This window comes from Thiomicrorhabdus cannonii, from assembly GCF_013391695.1.
Lineage (GTDB): Bacteria > Pseudomonadota > Gammaproteobacteria > Thiomicrospirales > Thiomicrospiraceae > Thiomicrorhabdus > Thiomicrorhabdus cannonii.
Genome location: NZ_JACBGH010000005.1, coordinates 120,634 through 143,068, shown reverse-complemented (window position 1 = coordinate 143,068; position 22,435 = coordinate 120,634). Strand labels below are relative to the sequence as shown.

Annotated in this window: 21 protein-coding genes; 6 read left to right on the top strand and 15 right to left on the bottom strand. The window is 52.3% G+C overall.

Annotated elements, in window-relative coordinates; translation table 11 throughout:
• Together HZ297_RS07575 and HZ297_RS07570 are read left to right on the top strand one after the other, a co-directional pair.
• Nucleotides 1-1,761, top strand: a complete 1,761-nt coding sequence (locus HZ297_RS07575; protein WP_178862392.1) for a single-stranded-DNA-specific exonuclease RecJ — start codon at nt 1-3, stop codon at nt 1,759-1,761.
• Nucleotides 1,762-1,931: 170 nt separating this feature from the next.
• Nucleotides 1,932-2,909: an SLAC1 anion channel family protein gene (locus HZ297_RS07570; protein ID WP_178862391.1), complete on the top strand. Its 978-nt coding sequence runs from the start codon at nt 1,932-1,934 to the stop codon at nt 2,907-2,909.
• Nucleotides 2,910-2,973: 64 nt separating this feature from the next.
• Here the strand turns inward: HZ297_RS07570 and HZ297_RS07565 are convergent, their stop codons facing one another.
• The 4 genes from HZ297_RS07565 to alaC form a co-directional block, all read right to left on the bottom strand.
• Complete coding sequence (locus HZ297_RS07565) at nt 2,974-4,008, bottom strand: hypothetical protein (RefSeq protein ID WP_178862390.1); 1,035 nt, start codon at nt 4,006-4,008, stop codon at nt 2,974-2,976.
• A 67-nt stretch (nt 4,009-4,075) separates the two neighbouring features.
• The gene (gene thrC, locus HZ297_RS07560; protein WP_178862389.1) at nt 4,076-5,551 is read right to left on the bottom strand and encodes a threonine synthase; all 1,476 of its coding nucleotides are present in this window, start codon (nt 5,549-5,551) and stop codon (nt 4,076-4,078) included.
• Between the two features lie 115 nt (nt 5,552-5,666).
• Entirely contained in the window at nt 5,667-6,980 is a 1,314-nt protein-coding gene (locus HZ297_RS07555) for a homoserine dehydrogenase (RefSeq protein ID WP_178862388.1), read from the bottom strand.
• A gap of 57 nt (nt 6,981-7,037) precedes the next feature.
• Nucleotides 7,038-8,243 (bottom strand): alanine transaminase, encoded by a 1,206-nt coding sequence (alaC, locus tag HZ297_RS07550; protein WP_178862387.1) that lies wholly within the window; start codon nt 8,241-8,243, stop codon nt 7,038-7,040.
• A gap of 180 nt (nt 8,244-8,423) precedes the next feature.
• Here alaC and HZ297_RS07545 point away from each other — a divergent pair, with 180 nt between their 5' ends.
• Nucleotides 8,424-8,819: an Mth938-like domain-containing protein gene (locus HZ297_RS07545; protein WP_178862386.1), complete on the top strand. Its 396-nt coding sequence runs from the start codon at nt 8,424-8,426 to the stop codon at nt 8,817-8,819.
• A gap of 16 nt (nt 8,820-8,835) precedes the next feature.
• On the opposite strand, the gene HZ297_RS07540 is transcribed toward HZ297_RS07545, so the two are convergent.
• From HZ297_RS07540 to surE, 4 genes are read right to left on the bottom strand one after another with little or no spacing between them, the layout of a single operon-like run.
• Nucleotides 8,836-9,615 (bottom strand): M23 family metallopeptidase, encoded by a 780-nt coding sequence (locus tag HZ297_RS07540; RefSeq protein ID WP_178862385.1) that lies wholly within the window; start codon nt 9,613-9,615, stop codon nt 8,836-8,838.
• A 32-nt stretch (nt 9,616-9,647) separates the two neighbouring features.
• Nucleotides 9,648-10,229 (bottom strand): VTT domain-containing protein, encoded by a 582-nt coding sequence (locus HZ297_RS07535; RefSeq protein WP_178862384.1) that lies wholly within the window; start codon nt 10,227-10,229, stop codon nt 9,648-9,650.
• Complete coding sequence (locus HZ297_RS07530; protein ID WP_246261734.1) at nt 10,226-10,948, bottom strand: protein-L-isoaspartate(D-aspartate) O-methyltransferase; 723 nt, start codon at nt 10,946-10,948, stop codon at nt 10,226-10,228. Before HZ297_RS07530 ends, HZ297_RS07535 begins: the two co-directional genes overlap by 4 nt.
• 19 nt (nt 10,949-10,967) lie before the next feature.
• Complete coding sequence (gene surE, locus HZ297_RS07525; RefSeq protein ID WP_178862383.1) at nt 10,968-11,738, bottom strand: 5'/3'-nucleotidase SurE; 771 nt, start codon at nt 11,736-11,738, stop codon at nt 10,968-10,970.
• Nucleotides 11,739-11,791: 53 nt separating this feature from the next.
• Between surE and HZ297_RS07520 the strand changes: the two genes are divergently transcribed.
• Nucleotides 11,792-12,355, top strand: a complete 564-nt coding sequence (locus tag HZ297_RS07520) for a Smr/MutS family protein (protein WP_178862382.1) — start codon at nt 11,792-11,794, stop codon at nt 12,353-12,355.
• A gap of 58 nt (nt 12,356-12,413) precedes the next feature.
• On the opposite strand, the gene HZ297_RS07515 is transcribed toward HZ297_RS07520, so the two are convergent.
• The 6 genes from HZ297_RS07515 to HZ297_RS07490 all read right to left on the bottom strand — a co-directional run bounded on the left by HZ297_RS07515 (nt 12,414) and on the right by HZ297_RS07490 (nt 19,247).
• Nucleotides 12,414-12,761, bottom strand: a complete 348-nt coding sequence (locus HZ297_RS07515; RefSeq protein WP_178862381.1) for an FtsB family cell division protein — start codon at nt 12,759-12,761, stop codon at nt 12,414-12,416.
• A gap of 19 nt (nt 12,762-12,780) precedes the next feature.
• On the bottom strand, nt 12,781-14,073 hold the full coding sequence (gene eno, locus HZ297_RS07510; RefSeq protein WP_178862380.1) for a phosphopyruvate hydratase: 1,293 nt from the start codon (nt 14,071-14,073) through the stop codon (nt 12,781-12,783).
• Nucleotides 14,074-14,194: 121 nt separating this feature from the next.
• Nucleotides 14,195-15,028: a 3-deoxy-8-phosphooctulonate synthase gene (gene kdsA, locus HZ297_RS07505; RefSeq protein WP_178862379.1), complete on the bottom strand. Its 834-nt coding sequence runs from the start codon at nt 15,026-15,028 to the stop codon at nt 14,195-14,197.
• Nucleotides 15,029-15,042: 14 nt separating this feature from the next.
• Nucleotides 15,043-16,668, bottom strand: a complete 1,626-nt coding sequence (pyrG, locus tag HZ297_RS07500; RefSeq protein WP_178862378.1) for a CTP synthase — start codon at nt 16,666-16,668, stop codon at nt 15,043-15,045.
• 149 nt (nt 16,669-16,817) lie between these two features.
• Nucleotides 16,818-18,221 carry a tRNA lysidine(34) synthetase TilS gene (gene tilS / locus HZ297_RS07495; protein WP_178862377.1) on the bottom strand — a complete coding sequence of 468 codons (1,404 nt, stop codon included), beginning with the start codon at nt 18,219-18,221 and terminating at the stop codon, nt 16,818-16,820.
• Nucleotides 18,222-18,290: 69 nt separating this feature from the next.
• Nucleotides 18,291-19,247 carry an acetyl-CoA carboxylase carboxyltransferase subunit alpha gene (locus tag HZ297_RS07490; protein WP_178862376.1) on the bottom strand — a complete coding sequence of 319 codons (957 nt, stop codon included), beginning with the start codon at nt 19,245-19,247 and terminating at the stop codon, nt 18,291-18,293.
• Nucleotides 19,248-19,426: 179 nt separating this feature from the next.
• Here HZ297_RS07490 and HZ297_RS07485 point away from each other — a divergent pair, with 179 nt between their 5' ends.
• A complete protein-coding gene (locus HZ297_RS07485; protein WP_178862375.1) occupies nt 19,427-20,158 on the top strand; it encodes a DUF481 domain-containing protein in 732 nt (243 codons plus the stop codon).
• Between the two features lie 77 nt (nt 20,159-20,235).
• On the opposite strand, the gene ycaO is transcribed toward HZ297_RS07485, so the two are convergent.
• Nucleotides 20,236-21,957, bottom strand: a complete 1,722-nt coding sequence (gene ycaO, locus HZ297_RS07480) for a 30S ribosomal protein S12 methylthiotransferase accessory factor YcaO (RefSeq protein ID WP_178862374.1) — start codon at nt 21,955-21,957, stop codon at nt 20,236-20,238.
• A 142-nt stretch (nt 21,958-22,099) separates the two neighbouring features.
• Between ycaO and HZ297_RS07475 the strand changes: the two genes are divergently transcribed.
• Nucleotides 22,100-22,387 carry a hypothetical protein gene (locus HZ297_RS07475; protein WP_178862373.1) on the top strand — a complete coding sequence of 96 codons (288 nt, stop codon included), beginning with the start codon at nt 22,100-22,102 and terminating at the stop codon, nt 22,385-22,387.
• The last annotated feature ends 48 nt before the right edge of the window (nt 22,388-22,435 follow it).

The following is a 22,435-nucleotide window of genomic DNA, read 5'->3' as shown; positions in this document are numbered from 1 at the left end:
ATGATTAAAGCACCCAAAATCGTTCAACGCCCCTTCTCTTCCGACGTTTATGCGGCCAGCAAAGCCCTCGGCCTGTCCGATTTGCAGGCGCGTCTGGTCGCGCAGCGCAAGCACTCGACCGAGCAATTGGCAGAAACGATTTTCCCGAAATTAAAACATATCCAGCATCCCGATGCCCTGAAAAATTCCCGTGAAGCGGCACGCCTGATTGCCGATGCGATTCTTTCCGATGGCGTGATTGTGTTGGCCACCGATTACGATACCGATGGCGTCACCTCCGCCTGGGTGGCGGTGACCGCGCTGGTGGAGTATTTTAAGGTGCCGAAAGAGCGTGTGGTCCATCTGATTGGTGAACGCAAAACCGGTTACGGCATTACCGAAGAGGTTTGCGAGCGCATTCTGGCGATTCAACAACCGGTGTCGCTGGTGATTTCCGCCGACCAGGGCTCCAGCGACGAGCCGCGCATTAAGCGTCTTAAAGAAGCCGGTATCGCGGTGTGCGTGACCGACCACCACCAGATGCCGGTGGAAGGCGCACCCGAAAGTGCCGCGTGCACGGTCAACCCACAGCAGCAAGGTTGCGAATACGACAAGACCGTGGCCGGTTGTTTTGTGATTTTTCTGGTGATGACGCAGGTTCGCCAGGAGCTGGTGCAGCGCGGTTATCTTCCACCGGACAGTCCTTCTTTGAAGGCGCTGGCACTCAATGTCTCTCTGGGTACGATTGCCGACAGCGTGAGTTTGCAAAGTCCGAACAACCGCGCCATCGTGCACGCCGGACTGCAGCTGATCAATCAGTTCGAGCAACCCGCCTGGCAGGCAATGTTGCGTCTTAACGACAATCAGGGTGAGCCTTTTAATGCAGAATACCTGGCATTTCAGGTTGCAACCCGCATCAACGCGGCAAGCCGTGTCAGCGATGTGACGACGGCGTTTAACTTTCTGACCGCAGCTACTGTCGATGAGGCGCATAGCCATCTTATCCAATTGGATGAGGACAATCAGGAGCGTCGCGCACAGCAGCAAGGTATGTTGCAGATGGCGCTAAATGAAGCCAAAAACCTGTACCACCCGCAAAAATACAGTCTGGCGGTGGCGTTGCAAGGCAATGCCGGGATTCAGGGGATTATCGCCACGCGCATCGGCGAAAAATTCGGCCTGCCGACGGTGATTTTGACCGATCTCAAAGACGGATTTCTGGCCGGCAGCGGCCGGGGCATTGTGCCGCAGGTGGATCTGCGCGAGGCGTTTCAATGGATGTCGGAGCAGGATTCCGAGCTGTTCCGTTCTATGGGCGGGCATAAAGGGGCCGCCGGCTGCATGATTCCATTGGAAAAATACGCCGTATTTGCCGAGTTGTTTGAAACCGCAATCCGTGAACAGTTGGGCGACACGCCGCCTGTTCCGTTGCTGGAAAGCGACGGTCAGCTGGATGACAGTTATCTGTTGCCCGAGCTGATTCCCCATTTGAATGCGTTGGAGCCCTATGGACGCGAATGGCCGCAGGCGACCTTTGACGGCCATTTTGAGTTATTGCAGCTTAAACCGGTCGGCGAGCATAAAACCCATCTTTCCTGCAAGCTGCGCACCGCACAGGGCAAGATTTTATCCGCCATCTATTTCAATGCGCGGGAAGATGCGGCGCAATCGCTGGCCTTTAATGAAGGGGACAGCGTGCATTGCGTCTATCAGCCCAGTCTTAACCGCTTTGCCGGCCGCACCCAGTTGCAGTTAAAACTGCTTTGGATGCAGCCGGCTTAATTGCATTAATGTTCGCCGCTTTTGCTTAATTTTTCTAATGCTCTGCCATCAGTAATTTTTAGCAAAAAGTCATTTTAAAGTCATGTTTACAGCGGCAAGCCTTTCTATAATAAACATCTGTTTTGTTGCGCAGTTTATTGCGGTTAAAGATGTTATTCAAGGAAGGGATTATGGAAAATTCAGGTTCAAAACTGGCCAGGTTGCAATATTTTCCGGCGAGTTTTTTCGGCATGATCATGGGCATGACCGGTTTGAACATCGCATTGGCCAAAAGCGAAAAGGCGTTTGGTTGGAGCATGTTGCCGAGTCAGATTTTACTGACTGTTGTGGTGAGTTTGTTTGCCGTGTTAGTTCTGGCTTATCTCTACAAAATGGTCAAGTTCAAAGCGGCATTTATGGAGGAAGCGCGCCATCCCGTCAAAATGAATTTTTTGCCGGCCATCTCCATCAGTATGTTGTTGCTCAGCATCGCTTTCTGGCAGTTCGGCGAGGTCAAAACCTCTTTTAATTTTTGGGTAACCGGTGCCTCGTTACAACTCATTTTGACGTTGTGGGTGCTCTATAACTGGATCTATCACGATTTCTTCAAGATCGAACATTCCAATCCCGCCTGGTTTATTCCGATCGTGGGGAATATCATCGTGCCGATTGGCGGCGTTGAACACGTTCCAGCCGATATCAACTGGTTCTTTTTTGCCATCGGCATTACCTTTTGGCCGATTTTGAAGGCGGTATTGTTCTACCGTCTGATTTTCCACTCCCCTATGCCGGAGCGTCTGATGCCGACCCTGTTTATCTTTATCGCCCCGCCGGCGGTGGGCTTTATCTCCTATATGGCACTGAATCAGGGGCAAATCGATAACTTCGCGAAGATTCTCTATTTCTTTGCGCTGTTCTTTACCTTGTTCCTGCTGTTTTCAATCAGCCGTTTCCGCCGCTTGCAGTTTGCGCTCTCCTGGTGGGCATATACCTTCCCGTTGGCCGCGATGTCGATCGCGTCCTTCCAGATGGCGCATGCGGCCCATAGCGGCTTTTACAATTATGTAGGGATGGCGGTTATGATTGCGTTGTGTTTCATGATTGCGCTATTTTTCTACAGAACAACAATGGCTGCGGCGAAAGGGAAAATCTGCACGGCGGATCATTAAAACCGATATTACGAATTCTTTATAAAATAAAGCCCGGCATGCCGGGTTTTATTGTTTTTGCAGGTTACAAACGGTTTTTCCAGCGCCAGAAGCGTTTGAGGTGTTGTGGTTTGATGTGGTAGCGGTAGCCGTCGCCCAGCTCCAGCAATAACGAGTGGATGCGTTTGGCACGCAGATCGTCCAGCAAGGGCGAAAACCAATTTTGTTCAAGCCATAGCAGTGTTTCCAGCCACTGCGTTTCGGTCATATGCGGGAGTGCCGCATAGAGCGCGTCCGGAAGCAGCAAACTGTGCGTGATGTCTGGCGAACGCGTATTCATCCACTCGGCATGGCTTGCCGGAAAAGGCCGTTGCTGGCTCGAAGCCAGCATTGCCAAGCCTTGTAAATAGGCCGATTCGGAGCGTATCTCGGCGTGGGGGCGTGATTGAATAGCGGCCGTTTCCAATTGCCCTTCCCCCCAAAGCCAGAGGGCGTTGATCTCCCCTTCCCCGCGTTCACGCCGCGCTTCGTTCACCGGATGGTTATAGAACAACATCGACGCCTCATTCAACAGCTGCCGCCAATATTGCGCCGCGTGGCCTTGCAGAGTGTCACCAGTCAAGGGGTGATAAGCCACCTGATCAATGCTACGGCTGCGAACGTCAATCGGTTGCTTGATGCGCAGCAGCCAATCGGTGGCAGACGCAAATTCAATGGCCACGCCGTCCACGGCGAAATGCTGGTTGAAGGCGCCGATCAATGCATGCGCTTCATCATCTGTGATAGCCAAATCCTGCGGGGGGAAAAGCACCAAAGTATCGCGATCCGGCACCAGTTGTACCGGATCGAGTTTGAGCCAGAAACAGCTGCCATCAAAATCCTTGAGCAAGGCGCGTGCGATGGTAGCCGCTACCGGTAGCGCGCGCGCCTGATGAAACAGCATGCTGGCGGTGTGGTAGAAGTCATTGCCTTGCGCTGTACCTGTGACGGGAAAACGGTCTGCTTTTTGCAGCAGGGTACGCAATCCGGGTAGTTTGAGTTCGGCCAGGTTGGCACGCGCTTCTTGCAAACGGCCTGCAGCCAGCAGTTCAGGAAACCAGAAAGTAACAGCGTAAGACATGGCGTTTTCCGTTAAATTAAAAAACCGGGCGAACCCGGTTTAATGAGTTGGATCTTCAAGGGAATCGTTATCCTAAGAAGTTCAAAATTTCCTGTTCGATTTCAGTTTTGTCGATCACCGTGGATTGCGTTTGCGGCTTGTCAAACAAGGCCGCAATCGGTGCCGGGATCGGCAATTTGGCTTTTTCCGAAATCACTTTCAAGGCTTCAATGTCGTTCAGGCCGCTCTGGTTGGCGATCGATTCAGCAATGACCGGCGAGAACTTGGTCCATTCCGCCGTGGAATAGACGATGGTTTTCAGTGCCGGATTTTTGCGGCAGGTTTCGTATGCCTTGAAGCAGGTCGCGGTGTGCGGGTCCATCAAGTAACCTTCGGCGAAGGTCTGCTTGATATAGGCTTCGCCCTCTGCATCATTGCAGAAATCGGCGGCAAACACGGCTTGCAGCTGCGCCAATTCTGCGCTGTTTAAGGCGTAATGCTTGTCTTTATCCAGCGCCAGCATCAACTCTTTGGTACGTTGTGCACCAAACATGTCGAACAGAATACGTTCGATATTGGAGGATTTCAGGATGTCCATCGCCGGCGAGGTGGTCGGAATCACACGCAAGTCGCGCAGGTCGTAAACACCGGTATTGATGAAGGTCGTCAACACATTATTGTTGTTGGAGGCGATCAGAATCTGTTCGACCGGCAAGCCCATCTTCATCGCATAGTAACCGCCCAGCGCGTTACCGAAGTTGCCGCTTGGTACGTTCAAGTAAACCTTGTCACCCATTGTGATTGCGCCCTGACGGATCAGTTCAAGGTAGCTGTGAACATGGTAAATCGTCTGGAAAATGATACGACCGAAGTTGACCGAGTTGGCCGCAGACAAGGAGATATGCTGCTCCTGCAGTTTGGCCTTGAACGAGTCGGAGGTCAACAGCGTTTTCAGGGCGCTTTGCGCATCGTCGAAATCGCCCTTGATACCGATGACCTTCAGGTTGGCCGCATCTTCAGTGACCATCTGCAGGCGCTGCACGTCCGAGGTGCCGCCTTCAGGATAGAGGCAGGCGACCTGCACGTTGTCTTTATTGCGGAAAGTGTCCAGCGCCGCCGGGCCGGTGTCACCGCTGGTGGCCGCCAGAATCAGGTATTTCTCGTTACGTGCCTGGGCAATCGCCGACAATACCGTACCAAACGGCTGCAATGCCATATCTTTGAAAGCGCGTGTCGGGCCATGATAAAGCTCGCTGACGTAGAGATCCTCTTTCACTTTGACCACTGGAACAGGATTTTTAGGGTCGTCAAATTGGTCGTACAGGCTCAGTGCCGCGTTGATGATCGCGTCGTCAATATCGACCTCAAACGCGTCCAGAATCGCTTTGGCCAAGGTTTTATAGTGTGAGTTCAGGTGTTGCTCTAAAAAATCCTGACCCAGTTGCGGCAGCGTTTTAGGCGAATACAAACCGCCAAAGGAAGACATGGGGCTTAAGATAGCCTGAGAAAAAGTGATTTCCTTGGGAAAGTGGCCGTCATTGCCGCGCGTTTCAATAAAGTTCATAAGAGTTCCAACACAATAAATTTAGTGGGCAAATTATACAAAAGTTCGCTTTGCTCAGTGTGAAAAAGCCAGGTAAGACCTGGCCTGTTCAGTTTTGGGAGACGCTTTTTTGCGATTAAGCGCCAAGGCTATCCACGCGGATACGCATGATATCGCCGTCGATTTCATCCATCGCCTGCAATGCCGCCAGCGCCCGGTTCATATCCGACTCCTTAACCACATTGGTGATCATGACCAGGGTGGCGTCTTCACGGTTGCTGGCGCAAGGCTCCTGTATCAGATGCTCGATACTGATATGGTGGTCGCCAAACACTTTGGTGACTTTGGCCAGCACACCGGCATGATCCTTGGCGAAACAGCGCAGGTAGTAAGCCGATTCGATTGCCTCAATGCCGACCACCGGGGCTTGCTGCAGCTGATCCAATTGGAAGCCAAGCGCCGGCAAACGCTCTGCCTGCGGCTGGTTGACGGCACGAATCACATCGATAATGTCGGCCACCACCGCGCTGGCGGTAGGGCCGGCACCGGCGCCCGGGCCGTAATACATCGTCGGGCCGACGTGATTGCCGTAGGCCATCACCGCATTCATCACGCCAAACACATTCGCAATCAAAACCGATTTAGGCACCATGGTTGGATGCACTCGCAACGAGAAGCCCTCTTCCGTGCGGCGCGCCAGGCCAAGATGCTTGATCTCGTAACCGAGTTTCTCGGCAAAACGGATGTCGTCCGCGCTGATTTTGCTGATGCCTTCGGTGTAAACCTTGTTGAACTGCAACTCGATGCCGAAGGCGATGGAAGCCAGAATGGTCAACTTATGCGCCGCATCGATCCCTTCCACGTCAAAGGTCGGGTCGGCTTCCGCATAACCCAGTTCCTGCGCCACTTTCAGCACTTGGGCAAAATCGGCGCCCGGCTTTTTCATTTCGGTCAGAATGTAGTTGCCGGTACCATTGATGATTCCCGCCACCCATTCGATGCGGTTCGCCGCCATGCCTTCGCGCAATGCCTTGATGACCGGGATGCCGCCTGCAACGGCAGCTTCATAGGCAATGACCACATTGTGCTTTTGCGCCAAGGTAAACAGTTCGTTGCCGAATTCGGCGATCAACGCTTTGTTGGCGGTAACAACATGCTTGCCGTTTTGGATAGCTGTTTCCAACAAGGTTTTCGCCAGGCCGGTGCCGCCCATCAGTTCGACGACAATGTCCACATCAGGATGGTTAACCACGTCCATAGGCTGGTCTGTCAGTTGGATACCATTCGTATCGACACTGCGCGGACGGTTCAAGTCACGCACGGCAATAATGGAAATTTCAATCGATTGGCCCAGACGGCGTTGGATTTCAGTCAGGGTGTTTTGCAGAATCGTTACGGTTCCGCCTCCGACTGTACCCAACCCCAATAGACCAATTTTGACTGTTTTCATGTGTTTTCCCTGTTTAACGTTGCAGTGCGTGTGTTTTGTAATGGATTAAAAGACGACTTAGTCGTGCGCGTCCACTTTAATCAAGCCGTCCTTGCGGAACATCTCGCGGATACCGCGGATCGCCTGACGGGTGCGGTGTTCGTTCTCAATCAAACCGAAACGGACATGATCGTCACCGTAATCGCCGAAACCGATACCCGGCGATACCGCTACCTTGGCTTCCGTCAGCAGTTTTTTCGAGAATTCGATAGAGCCCATCGCTTTGTATTCTTCCGGAATCGGAGCCCAGACGAACATGGTCGCTTTAGGCGGTGTCACCTTCCAGCCGATCGAGTTCAGGCCCTGGCAAAGCACGTCGCGGCGTGATTTGTACATGTCGGCGATTTCCTGGACGCATTCCTGCGGGCCCTCCAACGCGGTGATGGCGGCCACCTGAATCGGCGTGAAGGTGCCGTAGTCCAGATAGGATTTCATGCGTTTCAACGCATAAACCAGGGTTGGATTGCCGACCATAAAGCCCACGCGCCAACCCGGCATGTTGTAGCTTTTTGACAGCGTATAGAATTCAACGGCGATGTCCTTGGCGCCTTCCACCTGCAGCACCGAAGGCGCTTTGTAGCCGTCGAATACGATGTCGGCATAGGCCAAATCGTGAATCAACCAGATGCTGTGCTCTTTACAGATGGCAACGACTTTTTCGAAGAACTCCAGTTCCACCGTCTGCGTGGTCGGGTTGCCGGGGAAGTTCAAGACCAGCATTTTCGGCTTGGGCCAGGATTCCTTGATGGCCTTGTCCAGCTCTTCAAAGAAATCCACGTCCGGCGTCATGCGAACATGGCGGATGTCGGCACCGGCAATCACGAAACCGTACGGGTGAATCGGATAGGCCGGGTTAGGTACCAGTACCGTATCGCCCTTGTCGACACAGGCCATGGCCAAGTGCGCCAGCCCCTCTTTGGAACCGATGGTCACGACCGCTTCGGTATCCGCATCCAGGTCAACGTCGTAGTTGCGTTTGTACCAGTTGCAGATCGCCTTGCGCAGACGCGGAATCCCTTGCGAGACTGAATAACGGTGCGTGCCTTCACGCTGCACGACTTCGATCAGTTTGTCGACAATATGCTTGGGGGTATCTTGGTCCGGATTCCCCATCCCAAAATCGATAATGTCCTCTCCGCGACGACGCGCTTCGGCTTTCAATTCGCCAACAATGTTAAACACATAAGGAGGAAGTCTTTTAATTCTTTGAAAATCTTCGATCACGAAAGTCAGCCTTCTGTAAGCCCCGCAAAAATCGCGTAAAATAGAATTTTTTAATAAACGAATAATGATACAGAAACATTTTGTTTCGTCAATTGAAAAACGTTATTAAATCCGCTTTAATAGCGCGTTTTCGGAGGATTGCGCAGCCTCTGTTAACCTATTGAAATAAGGGGTCGAATTATGAAATTTACCGAGCACCGCGATTCGAATGTCTATGTGGTCAAGCATTACGAGCCAGGCGAGGTCAAAATCAATGATCGCCGCCTGCAAAAAAGCTGTTTTTTAAATCAAAAAACGCTGGTGGAAAATTGGCCGTGCGCGCATATCGACGCGCTGACTACCGACCATCTGGACGCCCTTCTTGCGCTCAAACCGGAAGTGATTCTGTTGGGAACCGGCGAAACCCAGGTATTCCCTGCGCCGCAGCTGTTTGCCTACTGCTCCGCCAAGGGCGTCGGTTTGGAAGTGATGCATAATTTGGCGGCGTGTCGCACTTACAATGTGCTGACTACCGAAGACCGCGAAGTGGTGCTGGCGTTGATTATGGATGCAGATGGGGCAAGCGCCGCAAGCTAACCCTGTATTTGCCGCGTTATTGCGGCTTTAGCAGGGTTTTGACATCGACTTTGCGTCCGCGGTAACGCGCTTCCAGATAGAGCTTGGGCTTTGGGGTAATGCCGCTGGCGCCTAACAGTGCAATCGGCGTACCGTTTTTGACCTGTTGCCCTTCCCTGACCAGAACGCGGCTGTTATGTGCATAGATGCTGATATAGCCGCTTGGGTGCTTGATCATCACCAGCCAGCCGTAATGCGTGATGCCGTTGCCGGCATAAACGACCTCTCCTTCCTCCACCGCTTTGACTTCCTGTCCGGGCGGACCGTAAATCTCCAGGGCATTGAGACCGCTGTTATCCCTTACATAGGCATAGGGAAGTGTGTTTGCCATTGGCCAATGCCAGCTGGCCGTTGCCTTGGTTTCGGGCTGTTTCTCGAGTGGCTGGCGCGCGGCCTGAGCGCTGCCGGGCAGGGTCAGTTTTTGTCCGGCACGCAAAAAATACGGCGGCTGTAGATGGTTGGCATAAGCCAATTGATCCATATTGACGTTGCATTTGACGGCGATTTCACTGAGGGTATCACCGGGCGCCACGCGGTAGGGATTGCGACATGAAGAGCGGTTCTGCCCGGAACGGGTGACATACTGGTGGCCTGTATCGTCACCGTTATCGAGAATCAGACGGTCTGATGAGCGTGACGCAGAACCTGAGCAACCGCTTAGCACGCTGGCGCCCAGAATCAACAGACAGCCGAAATGCAGGTGATTTTTAAGCAACGGAAATCGTGAATTCAACAAAGGTCGCTTATAAAAGGGCATGTTTTTCCTGTGAAATAATCTGTGAGAGGTTCTTATTTCAGAAGTTTAACCCCGATATAAAGTGCAATCAACCCAACAGCCAGCCATCCCAGCCAATCGATCCACTGACGGATTTTGGGTTCATAGCGCTCGCCGCCGATTTTCATTAACCAGGCTACTAAAAAGAAACGAGCACCGCGCCCTACCAATGAGGCGATAATAAACGGCAGCAGCGCCATAGAGGTCGCCCCGGCGGTCAGAGTAAAGAGTTTATACGGGATAGGGCTGAAGCCGGCCACAAACACGATCCAGGCGCCGTATTCGTGGAAAAAGCCTTCAACCTGATGGTAGCGGGCTTCGTAGCCGACCGATTGAATCAAAGGCCAGATGCTCTCAATCAGCCAGAAACCGATCGCATAACCCAACAGGCCGCCCAGCAAGGAAAACAAGGTGGTGATCCAGGCGTAATAAAAGGCTTTTTCAGGTCTCGCCAATGCCATCGGCATCAGCATGACATCCGGCGGCACCGGAAAAAAAGAGGATTCGGCAAAGCTCATGCCGCCCAAATACCACGGCGCTTTGGGATGTTGCGCCCACATCAGGGTTCGGTCATACAATTTGGAAAACAGACTCACACTTCCACTCCCTGTTTCATGGGTACAAACAACACTTCACCCAGACAGGTCTCTTTGACGCCGGTGCTGGTTTTGATATAGCCGTACAGCAATTGTTCCTGTTGCCCTATCGGCATCACCAGGCGGCCGCCCTCTTTAAGCTGGCCAAGCAGTTCTTCCGGCAATTTGTCCGGTGCGGCCGCCGAGATAATGCCGTCAAACGGCGCACGGCTTGACCAGCCCCAATGGCCGTCATTCAGATTGAATTCGATATTATGCAAATCCAGTTTTTGCAGCGCCGCCTGCGCCTTAAAGAGTAACGGGGCGATACGCTCCACGCTGAAAAGCTGTTTCACCAGCAGAGCCAAAACAGCGGTCTGGTAACCGGAACCCGTGCCGATTTCCAAAACACGCTGCATGGGGTGTTGTTCGCGGTCGGCCAGCAGCCACTGCGTCATCGTGGCCACAACAATCGGTTGGGAGATGGTTTGCCCGTAACCGATCGGCAGGGCCGTGTCTTCATAAGCACGAGACCCCATGGCTTCGTCCAGAAAGGCGTGCCGAGGTACCACGCGCATGGCTTGCAAAACGGTTTCGTCTGTTATGCCCAAATCGATCAGGCGGCGTATCAGACGGTCGCGGGTACGCTGTGAGGTCATGCCCAACCCCTGCTGGGCTTTGAAGGCTTCGTTTGGATAAAGCGGCGGCTGGTCAAAAAAGTCGAAACTCGGACGGTGCAAACCTATACTTCCTACAGTCTTACAGTCGATTGTTTTCTGCCCAGGCGTGCAACGCCGGCAGCATCTCGTAATGGGTTAAATCGATTTTCAAAGGGGTGATCGAGGCATAGCCGTTCTCAACGGCATGGAAGTCGGTGCCCTCTCCTGCATCGGCAGCGGCGCCTGCCGGGCCTATCCAGTAAATCGGCTTGCCGCGCGGATCGCACTGCCCGACAACCGGTTCGGAGCAGTGGCGTTTGCCCAAACGCGTGACTTTAATCCCCTTGAGTTCAGATAATGGAATATCGGGCACATTGATATTCAAAATGGTATTGGAGGTTACCGACGGTATCTCCTTTAACACGTTCAGCAGCACCTGTGCGGCGGTTTCAAAATGGGTCGCGCCGCATAACGAAACGGCGATGGAGGGCTTGCCGAGAAAACGCCCTTCCGTCGCGGCGGCAACGGTGCCGGAATAGAGCACGTCATCGCCCATATTGGCGCCGTCGTTAATGCCGGAGATGACAATGTCCGGCTGAAAATCCAAAGCGCCGTTGATGGCCAGATGCACACAGTCGGTCGGTGTGCCGTTAAGGCTGTAGATGCGGCAGTTTTTCGGCAAGTCTTTCTCTAAATGCGCCTGAATGCGCAAGGGTTCCATCAGCGTCAGCGAGTTGCTGGCGGCACTGCGATTGCGGTCAGGGGCAAGCATGACCAATTCGGAATACGGAATATGTTGCGAAAGCGCCTGCAGTAACAGGCGGATGCCGGGGGCTAAATAGCCATCGTCATTGGAGAGAAGGATTTTCATGGGGTAAAATAGCGCAAAAATGCAAGTTAAATTCAAATTAAGCAGATTATATAGTGTCTAAACTGTCAGAAGAAGAAAAATCCCTGTTTGCCAGCGCGGTCAGCGATGTGACGCCACTCAAACCCAGCAAAAAAACTCAACAGGCCGGGGTGGATACCCAGGCGCGTTATCGGCAAACGTTAAAAAAACTCCGCCAGAAAAATCGTCTTCCTGAAGCACTTTCCCCTGCGATGCAAGCGGCTGCGGATATGGATGCGGTCGCCGATGTCGGCGCCTTTGAAAGCCTGCTGTATCACCGCAAAGGCTTGCGTTTGCAGGATTTGAGCCGTTTGAAAAAAGGCGAGTTTGCGATTGAAGCCGAACTCGATTTGCACGGTTTGACCGAAGAGCAGGCCGACAGTGCCCTGCTCGCCTTTATTGAACGTTGCCATCAGGCCAAGAAGCGTTGTGTGTTGGTCATCCACGGTAAAGGCTACAATTCGGAAGTACAGGCACCGGTTTTGAAAAACCTGACGAATCGCCGTTTAAGACAGATGAAAGCAGTAATCGCCTTTTGCAGCACGCAACCCAAAGATGGCGGTACCGGTAGCCTCTATGTGCTACTGAAAGCGCATTGAATGGAAAAAGTTTGAAATGCGGTTTAAAAAGTCAACAGGCCAGGTAGAAACGCAGATGTCAGTCGGTTTCTGAGGTGGCTTCGGAAGATGTGGAAGGCGTTGTAGCGGAAGTGATGGACGGTGCGACGGGATTTTTAAGTTCAATCACTTCCACAAACACCTCATCTTGACCAATCATCCCCAAAGTTTGGCGGGCAATGGTTTCAATGGCGCTGTTTTGCGACTGTAGATCTTGAACTTGCTGTGACAGCTCGGCGTTTTCACGCTCCTGCTGTTGCAGCTGGGTTTCCAGTTCGGAAAGCTGGTTCTGTAAACTAAAAAGCTCGCCAAGCCCTCCATGAGAGGAGAGCAGGCGAGCTAATAGCACAACAATAATCAGGCTGAGGATAAGCGCGATTTTTTTCATTTATCCTCTGCCCTGGCGATTATTTTTTCAGGTTGTAGAAAGCGGCTTTACCTGGGTAAACCGCTGCTGCACCCAAGGCTTCTTCAATACGGATCAGCTGGTTGTACTTGGCGATACGGTCAGTACGTGACAAAGAACCGGTTTTGATTTGACCTGCACCGGTTGCCACGGCGATGTCGGCAATCACGGTATCTTCAGTTTCACCTGAACGGTGTGAAACCACCGCCGTGTAACCCGCTTTCTTCGCCATCGCGATCGCTTCGAAGGTTTCAGTCAAAGTACCGATCTGGTTGATTTTGATCAGGATAGCGTTACCAATGCCTTTCTCGATGCCTTCTTTCAAGATTTTCGGGTTGGTTACGAACAGGTCGTCGCCCACGATTTGCAGACGGTCGCCGAATTTCTCGGTTTGCAGTTTGAAGCCGTCCCAGTCAGACTCGTCCAAACCGTCTTCGATAGAGATGATTGGGTATTTGTTGACCCACTCACCCAGGAAATCGACCATTTCGGCAGACGTCAAGGTCTTGTCTTCAGAAGCCAGGTAGTAAGTACCGGTTTCTTTGTTGTACAGCTCGGAAGACGCCGCATCCATCGCGATCATGATGTCTTCGCCCGCTTTGTAGCCGGCTTTTTCGATCGCTTCCAAAATCACGGTAATCGCTTCTTCGTTTGATTTCAAATCCGGTGCAAAACCGCCTTCATCACCGACTGCCGTGTTGTACCCTTTGTCGTGCAATACTTTTTTCAGCATGTGGAAGACTTCAGCGCCGTAACGGATCGCTTCAGACATAGAAGGCGCGCCAACCGGCATGATCATGAACTCTTGGAAGTCGACCGAGTTATCGGCATGCTCGCCACCGTTGATGATGTTCATCATCGGTACCGGCATTTTGTAGTCATCGGTTTTCAGGTAAGCGTACAAAGGCAGGTTTTTAGACGCTGCGGCAGCTTGTGCCGTTGCGATTGAAACGGCCAAAATCGCGTTGGCACCCAAGCGTGCTTTGTTGTCGGTACCGTCCAGAGCGATCATGGCGTTGTCCACCGCGGCCTGGTCGGTCGCGTCCATACCGATCAATCGCGCTTTGATTTCGGTATTGATGTTGTTAACCGCTTTCAAAACCCCTTTGCCGCCGAATTTGCTCTTGTCGCCGTCACGCAATTCGATGGCTTCGCGAGAACCGGTAGAGGCACCTGAAGGAGAAATGCCGCGACCGAAAGAACCGTCTTCCAGGAAAACTTCGGCTTCGACAGTCGGGTTGCCGCGTGAATCGATCACCTGGCGCGCTTTGATATCTTTAATCAATGATGACATTGTGACTTCCTATTTCTTTGATATTTAAACTTTAAAATTTTTAGCGTATTTTGAGTAGCTTAGCGCCGGTTTGTAACAAATAGATGAAACCTGCGCTGAAATCTTGTTTACAACCCGAGGCTTAAACCGTCTGCTCGATAAAACCATGTTTTTTGGTGACTTGATCGAGTTCAATCAGCGTCTCCAGCAAAGGCTTCAGATTGCCCAACGGCCACATGTTCGGCCCGTCGCTCAGGGCTTTTTCAGGATTCGGATGGGTCTCCATAAACAGGCCGGCAATCCCCACTGCGGTCGCCGCGCGCGCCAATACCGGCACCATTTCGCGCTGCCCGCCCGAGGTGCTGCCCTGCCCGCCTGGCTGTTGTACCGAATGGGTGGCATCAAATACCACCGGACAGCCGGTGCGGCGCATGGTCGACAGACCACGCATATCGGAAATCAGGGTGTTGTAGCCAAAGGAAGTACCGCGGTCGCACACCATAATCTGATCGTTGCCGACTTCGCGTGCTTTGGCGACCACCTGGTCCATATCCCAAGGCGCCTGGAACTGGCCTTTTTTGATATTGACCGGCAAGCCCTGGCGGCAGACGTTTTGAATGAAGTTGGTCTGGCGTACCAGAAAAGCAGGTGTCTGCAATACGTCCACGACCGAAGCTACCTCTTCTAACGGGGTGTCTTCATGCACGTCGGTGAGTACCGGTACACCAATCTGATCTTTGACTTTTTGCAGAATGCGCAGACCTTCATCAATACCCAAACCACGGAAGCTTGAGGTAGAGGTACGGTTGGCTTTGTCGTAGGACGATTTGTAGATGAAGTGCATGCCCAAAGAATCGGTCAACTCTTTAAGCTGGCCTGCGGTATCCAATGCCATCTGTTCAGACTCAATCACACAGGGACCGGCAATCAGGAATAGTGGTTGATCGATTCCGGCTTCAAAATGGCAAAGCTTCATAATTCGTCCTTTGATTATGCTTTTTTATTGGCAATGGCCGCTTTCACAAATGCGGCGAACAGCGGATGGCCGTTGCGTGGCGTGGAGGTGAATTCCGGATGGAATTGGCAGGCCACAAACCACGGATGTTCAGGAATTTCGATGGTTTCCACCAGGGTGCCGTCTTCAGAGCGGCCGGCAAATACCAACCCGGCCTCTTCCAGACGATTGATATAACCATCGTTGACTTCATAGCGGTGACGGTGACGTTCGCTGATCAGGGTATCGCCGTAAATGTCGGCGATTTTAGAACCCGGCGTCAGACGGCAGTTTTGTGCGCCCAAGCGCATGGTGCCGCCCAAGTCGGTATTCTCGTTACGTTCGATTTTCGCACCGTTTTCATCGGTCCATTCGGTAATAAGCGCCACCACCGGATGCGGCGTTTTCGGGTTCAATTCGCTGCTGTGGGCGTTTTCCAAGCCGGCGACATGACGGGCATATTCCACCACCGCCATCTGCATACCCAAACAGATGCCCAGATAAGGCACTTTGTGGGTACGCGCGAATTCAATCGCCTTGATTTTACCTTCCACGCCGCGCTCACCGAAACCGCCCGGCACCAGAATCGCGTCCATCTGTTCGATGCTGCCGATACCGCTCTTTTCAATTTCTTCGGAGTCGATATAGTGGATATTGACTTTGGTTTTGGTGTGAATGCCGGCGTGGATCAGCGCTTCGATCAACGATTTGTAAGCTTCGGTCAGGTCGACATATTTGCCGACCATAGCGATCTCAACCGATTTCTCTGGGTTGAGTTGCGCGGCAACAACCGCATCCCAATCTGAAAGATCGGCGGCTGGTAGGTCGAGGCGGAAACGGTTAACGACCAAGTCATCCAGGCCTTGTTCGTGCAGCATGCGCGGCACTTCATAAATCGTGCGGGCATCCAACGAGTTGATAACCGCTTTTTCCTCGACATTGGTAAACAACGCGATTTTGCGTTTTTCGTTCTCGGCCAACGGGATTTCCGAACGGCAGATCAGGATGTCCGGTTGAATGCCGATTGAGCGCAACTCTTTGACGGAGTGCTGGGTCGGCTTGGTTTTAACCTCACCGGCCACGGCGATGTATGGCAGCAATGTCAGGTGCATGAACAATGAACGGTCACGCCCTACTTCGATGCTCAGTTGGCGAATGGCCTCCAAAAATGGCAGCGATTCGATATCGCCGACCGTGCCGCCGACTTCCACCAACGCCACGTCGTAACCTTCCGCGGCGGCCAAAATCCGGTGCTTGATTTCATCTGTGATGTGCGGGATGACCTGAACCGTACCGCCCAAGTAGTCGCCGCGGCGCTCTTTGCGGATGACGCGTTCGTAAACCTGTCCGCTGGAGAAGCTGTTGCGCTTGGTGAAATGGCGCTGTACAAAGCGCTCATAGTGGCCCAAGTCCAAATCTGTTTCCGCTCCATCGTCGGTGACAAAGACTTCGCCGTGTTGAAACGGGCTCATGGTGCCGGGGTCAACGTTGATATAGGGATCCATTTTCAGCATGCTGACCTTAAGACCACGTGCCTCTAACAAGGCGCCCAATGAAGCAGCAGCAATACCTTTCCCCAATGAGGAAACGACCCCACCCGTCACAAAAATAAATTTCGTCATTTATTCACACTTTTTTGAAAGATTGGAAATCAAGATTTTGAATTTTCAGAATGGAACGGCATTATAGCTTAAAACCCCGGTGTCAGCAATGTCATCTCGTCTTTATTTGGGGGTTGACGCATTGTAGAGCAGTGCCGGGTTGCGCTATATCAGCCGGCCGTTTTATGCGTACAAAGTGCTAAAATCTGCGATTCCGTTAGGCTTAAATGGATCAGTGCAGGCCGGTCGCTAGACACCCGACTGAATTCATGCCCGGATGCATGCTCGAACTTATCGATTTGTGATGGTGGCTGGTAAGCCAATCCCCAAATTGCAATCAGCTCGTTGTTGCACATAAGCACCGGCCAATAAGGCCTTAACCAGGCGGGTACCCCGGCCTGTTGAAAATATTCTTTGAGGTGTTTGCGATGCGCTTTTGCGACACTGTCCATACTGCACAGCCGTAGACAGTGCCGGTTTGCTTCCAGCCAGGATTGAGGCAATGACTGGGTGAAAACGGGTTCGTGCGGAGTCTCTCGAAGAGCACTGTACTGCCAAACGTCAACTAATTTAAAATCAAATTCTTCTAATTTATCAGTTAGATAAAACAGCTTTCCTTTAAATAGCTTTAAGCATCCCTGCGAGAGCCGGTAATCGGCCTGGAGCGCGGTGGCGGGTTGCGTGTAGTGTTGAATCCAGTTCAATTCCGCCGCGTTTAATTGCAGTCCGGCATGGTGTCTGGCCCAGTAACGCAGCAGGTTTTTTTGGGCGATCCAGTCAAGATGCTGATAGGCATTGAGGTCGATGGAGACGTTTGAATAGTGTCCGGTTTCATTAAGCTGTTGCCGCGCCATGCGCTCCAACAGGTTCTGCGCCTCTCCCATATGTTCGGCGCAGAGTGCAATCTGCGCGGTGCTGCGCTCCCTGATCCGTTCCAGTTCCGGCAGGATGCAATGGCGAATCCGGTTGCGGGTATGCTTTACACTGGCGTTACTCGGGTCGTCTACCCACGCAAGAGAGTGATCAGCGGCATAGTGCTGCAAATGCGCATAACCGACGGATAACAGCGGCCGGCCGTGCATTGCGCTCCCTCCCGAGATCAAGCTGACCGGCTTTTCGTAAGGCATGCCGGCCAGCCCGAGCACCCCGGCTCCGCGGGTTAAATTCAGCAGAAGCGTTTCGGCCTGATCGCGCTGATGGTGGGCGGTTAACAGCCAGTCGCCGGCGTGCAGTTGCGCAAAAAGCGCCTCGTAGCGTGCTTTGCGGGCGATGGCCTCCAGTCCTTTGCGGCGGGTGTTTGGCAGCTGCAGGTCGATTTGGGTGTACGCAACCGTGATTGTTTGGCAGAAAGCCCGGCAGTGTGCGGCCCAAGCGGCCGCATCGGGATGAATCTGATGATTGATGTGAACGGCTTGTAGACGGGTTTTCAGCGTGGGGTCTTGGGCGAGCAGATGCAGCAGCACGGTGGAGTCCAGCCCGCCGCTGAATGCGACAACCAGGCGTGCTTCCGTTTGAGCAACGAGGCTTTTGAAATGCGCTACTGCCGAAAGCAGGATACTGTGACTATGGGACACGGCGATTAAATTTTAGAGCGGTTTAAAACCAAACAGGCCGGGTTGACCCGGCCTGTTGAGATTTTGAAATCAGGCAACTTCAAAATTGCCATAACCCATATAACGGTTATAGCGTTTATCCAACAGGTCATTGATCGGGGTTTTTCTGACCTCCGCCAACTGCATTTTCAACGCCTGTTTGAGATTGGCCGCCATCGCCTTAGGATCGCGATGTGCGCCGCCCAGCGGCTCAGGAATAATGTGGTCAATCAGGCCGAGCGATTTCAGGCGCGTAGCGGTGATCCCCAGCGCCTCGGCGGCATCTTTGGCATTAGCAGCATTTTTCCAGAGGATCGAAGCACAACCTTCAGGCGAAATCACCGAATAGGTGCTGTACTGCAACATCATGGTGACATCACCCACACCGATGGCCAGCGCGCCGCCGGAACCGCCCTCGCCGATAACCGTACAGATAATCGGTACACGCAATTCGGCCATTTCGATCAGATTGCGGGCGATTGCCTCGCTCTGGCCGCGCTCTTCCGCGTCAATTCCGGGATAAGCGCCCGGGGTGTCGATAAAGGTCACGATCGGCAGGTTGAAGCGTTCCGCCATTTTCATCAAACGCAGGGCTTTACGGTAGCCTTCTGGGCGTGGCATGCCGAAGTTGCGACGGATTTTCTCTTTGGTGTCGCGGCCTTTTTCCTGGCCGATAACCATGACGGATTGGCCGTCAAGACGCGCCAGACCGGCCACAATCGCCTTGTCGTCGGCAAAGGCGCGGTCGCCGTGCAGCTCTTTAAAATCGGTGAAGATGGTCTTGATGTAATCCAATGTATAAGGACGTTGCGAGTGTCTGGCCAACTGGGAAATTTGCACGTCAGTCAGATTGCGGAAGATCGATTCGGTCAGATTTTTGCTTTTGGTTTCCAGTGCCGCGATCTCTTGCAAAAGATCCATCCCGCCGCCGTCTAGATGTCTTAGTTCGTCGATTTTGGCTTCCAGTTCGGCAATCGGTTGTTCAAAATCCAAAAAATCTAATTTCATGCGTGCAATTCCGTCATCGGTTATCTAAATAGTCTGCGCATTTTACCAAAGTTATGGCGTAAATGTGTATAGCCCCGCTTTTTTTCTACTTAAGTACTTCGGGGCCATAATCCGGTCGGCTCTGCTATAATGCGCAACTTTATTGAGATGCCTTGAAACGACAATCGGGAGGAAAACAGATGAAATTGAATACACCTATTTGGGGCGCGGCTGTCCTGGCGCTTACCGTCAGCGGCGCGGCGATGGCGAGTGATAAGACTTCTGAAAACGGTCTGAAAGGATCGGGTGAACTGGGCTATGCCAACACCACCGGCAATACCGACAGCACCGCGATTTACGGCGCGCTTAAAATCGATTACATCCAGCAGGTCTATGAATTCAAGTCGGCATTTGAAATCAACAATAAGTCCGAAGACGGCCAGCAAACGCAGGAGCGTTATGTGGGCGAGTTGCAATACAACCGTTTTTACGCGGCCGACAAGAACTATTACAGCTTTGTGCAAACACGTTTTGAACGCGACCATTTTGCCGACCTGGAACTCGACAGTTTGGCGACGCTGGGTCTGGGTAAGACGTTTTTAAAAGACGATAAGATGACACTGAAAGCCGAAGCCGGTCTGGGTTATCAGGCCACCGATTATGTTAGCGCCGATGACACGGATCAGGTGATTGCGCGTCTTAAAGGCGATTTTAGCTACTTGTTCAACGAACATGTGAAATTCATGCAGGACGCGATTGTCTACTCGGGGAGCGAGCAGACCAAACTGGAAACCAATACCGGTTTGAAAGTCAAAATGAACGGTAATTTGAGCCTGAAACTGGCTTATCAATACCGCAGCAACAGCGATCCTGCACCGGGCGTAAAAAAGGTCGATACGCAGACGCTGGCCACACTGATGTATGATTTCTAATCAGTAAGGATTCGTCCATAAAAAACCGCCAAAGGCGGTTTTTTATTATCCGCGTTTTATAACATTGCTCAGATAACTTAGCGCAACCCGGCCTGTTTGGTTTGCTGGGTGCGCTGGTAAATGGTTAGAAGCGCCTGATGGCGTTGTGACTGTTTAAAGATATCCAACCCTAAAGGTGCGCCCCAGAAGCATTCATCCCCCGCGATATTGGCCATCACCTGATTGGCAACGGCGTCGCCGAAGAGTTGTTTCAAGGCGCTTTCACACACGTCCCCTTCCAGCGTCATTTGCAAGGCGTACTCAAACGCCTTATAAGTCACACCCCATTGGCTTAACGGGTCGATAAAATACAAAGACTCCTGCACGGCATCCAGCGCCGCTTCGTAATCCCGGGCGCTCAGCGCCAGCCAGAAGCGCAAGTCACTGACTTTCATTTGCGCCCAGAAACTGCTGGGGTCAGGCATCAAGCCGATTAAAGAGGCAACCCCCTGATGTTCGCTCAGGCCCAGGCTGTCGATTTCATCCAATACCGACATGAAATCGCAGTTTGCATGGACCTCCAGCAAAAGCTCGCGCAGCACGCGGCCGACATTCTGGTTGCTGTCAACGAGTTCGCTGCAGGGATAAATTTCGGACATGCCCGGCACCACAATACGGCAGGCCGGAAAACCGTAGTGTTCATGCTCTGCAACATACACCTCGCAGCCCTGCTGATGCACCAGGCTGACCAGCTGTTGCCATTGCGATTCGGTGCTGCCGGAATAATCCCAGGGGGTAAATTCGAAATCGGCCTCCTGAGAGATGAAGCGAGCGTGTATCAGACCGCTGGAATCGATGAAGTGGTTTTCGATATTTTCGTCTTCCGCGACCAGTTCGGCATCGAATACCGGGGTCTGGAAGCCGTCCAGATTGCCGAGCTGGCGGCCCTGCAGTGATTCCGTCAGGGTGCGTTCCAAAGCCACCTCGAAAATGGGATGGGCGCCAAACGAAGCAAAGCAACGCCCGCTCTTCTGTTCAAACAAGGTGACATTCACCACGGGGAAATGGCCGCCAAGCGACGCATCGCGGATAGAAACCTCAATTCCTTCCTGTTGCAACGCTTCACGCGCCTCGAGCACCGCATGGAAGGAGGCGATCGCCTCTTCGGGAATTTCCGGCAAGCAGAGGTTTTCGCGCATGATTTTATTTTTGACCCAGCGTTCAAACACTTCAGACAAGCCCTGAACCTGCGCTTCCAAAAGCGTATTACCCGCCGACAATCCATTGCTGGCGTAAATGTTACTGAAGAGGTTGGCCGGAAAATAGGCGGTCTCGCCGTTGCCGGCGCCTTTAAGCGGCAAGGTGCGAATCAGTCTGCTGGAGTCGTTCAGGCTCAGCAGGTCTTCCGCCTGATATTCATCGGCCGGGTCATAAAACTGCCAAAGCGCCTCATTCAGACAGTTGCGGTAGTCCGCCAGCGGGATGGCTTTTTCATCGGGATAGTATAGCCAGTCGCCCGCCTTGAGCGATTTTGGCTCGGCTTCCAGCCAGTAATCGGAAAAGAAATAGTTGGTCGACAGACGTTCCAGAAACTCACCCAGAGCACTTGCCAGCGTCGCTTTGCGGCTGGTTCCTTTGCCGTTGGTAAAAAGCCCCGGGCAGTGTCGGTCGTGAATATGCAATGAGTAAACATGATTGACCGGGTTGAACCAGGAGGCTTCGACAATATCGAATCCGGCCTGCTTCAACAGGGTCTGCATACGTTCAATCGAGGTTTCCAAACAGGCATCCTTGCCTTTAATAAACGTTAATTCGCTCATTTTTCCGTTCTCTTGGATGATTCAACCACTCTTTACATGGTCTATAAAAATTATTGTTTTTCAAGCAACTAAATTAAATGGGACTTATAAAAACAACTCTGTAAAATGAACTTGAGTTTGGCTCATTACATTGGAGGTTATGATGAATCGCTCAGTCAATTTATCTGCAGTTGCTACTTATGCCGGTTTAATGTTTATGTCGGGCAATGTTTTTGCCGAGCCCCATCCGGGCAAGGTTTTACATGATAAAGCCCAGTGCATGAGTTGTCATACCGCCAAGCCGTATAATCCGCAAAAAACCAATAGTTACCCCAAATTAGTCAAGGCGGTACAGTTCTGTAACGACAATCTCAATGCCGGCATGTGGGAAGAAGAAGTGGAGCAATTGGCGGATTATCTGAATCAGGAATATTATCACTTTAACAAATAGTTATCGCACGTTTTTAAAGCGGGTGCCGGTCTTATTTAAAACAGGCAC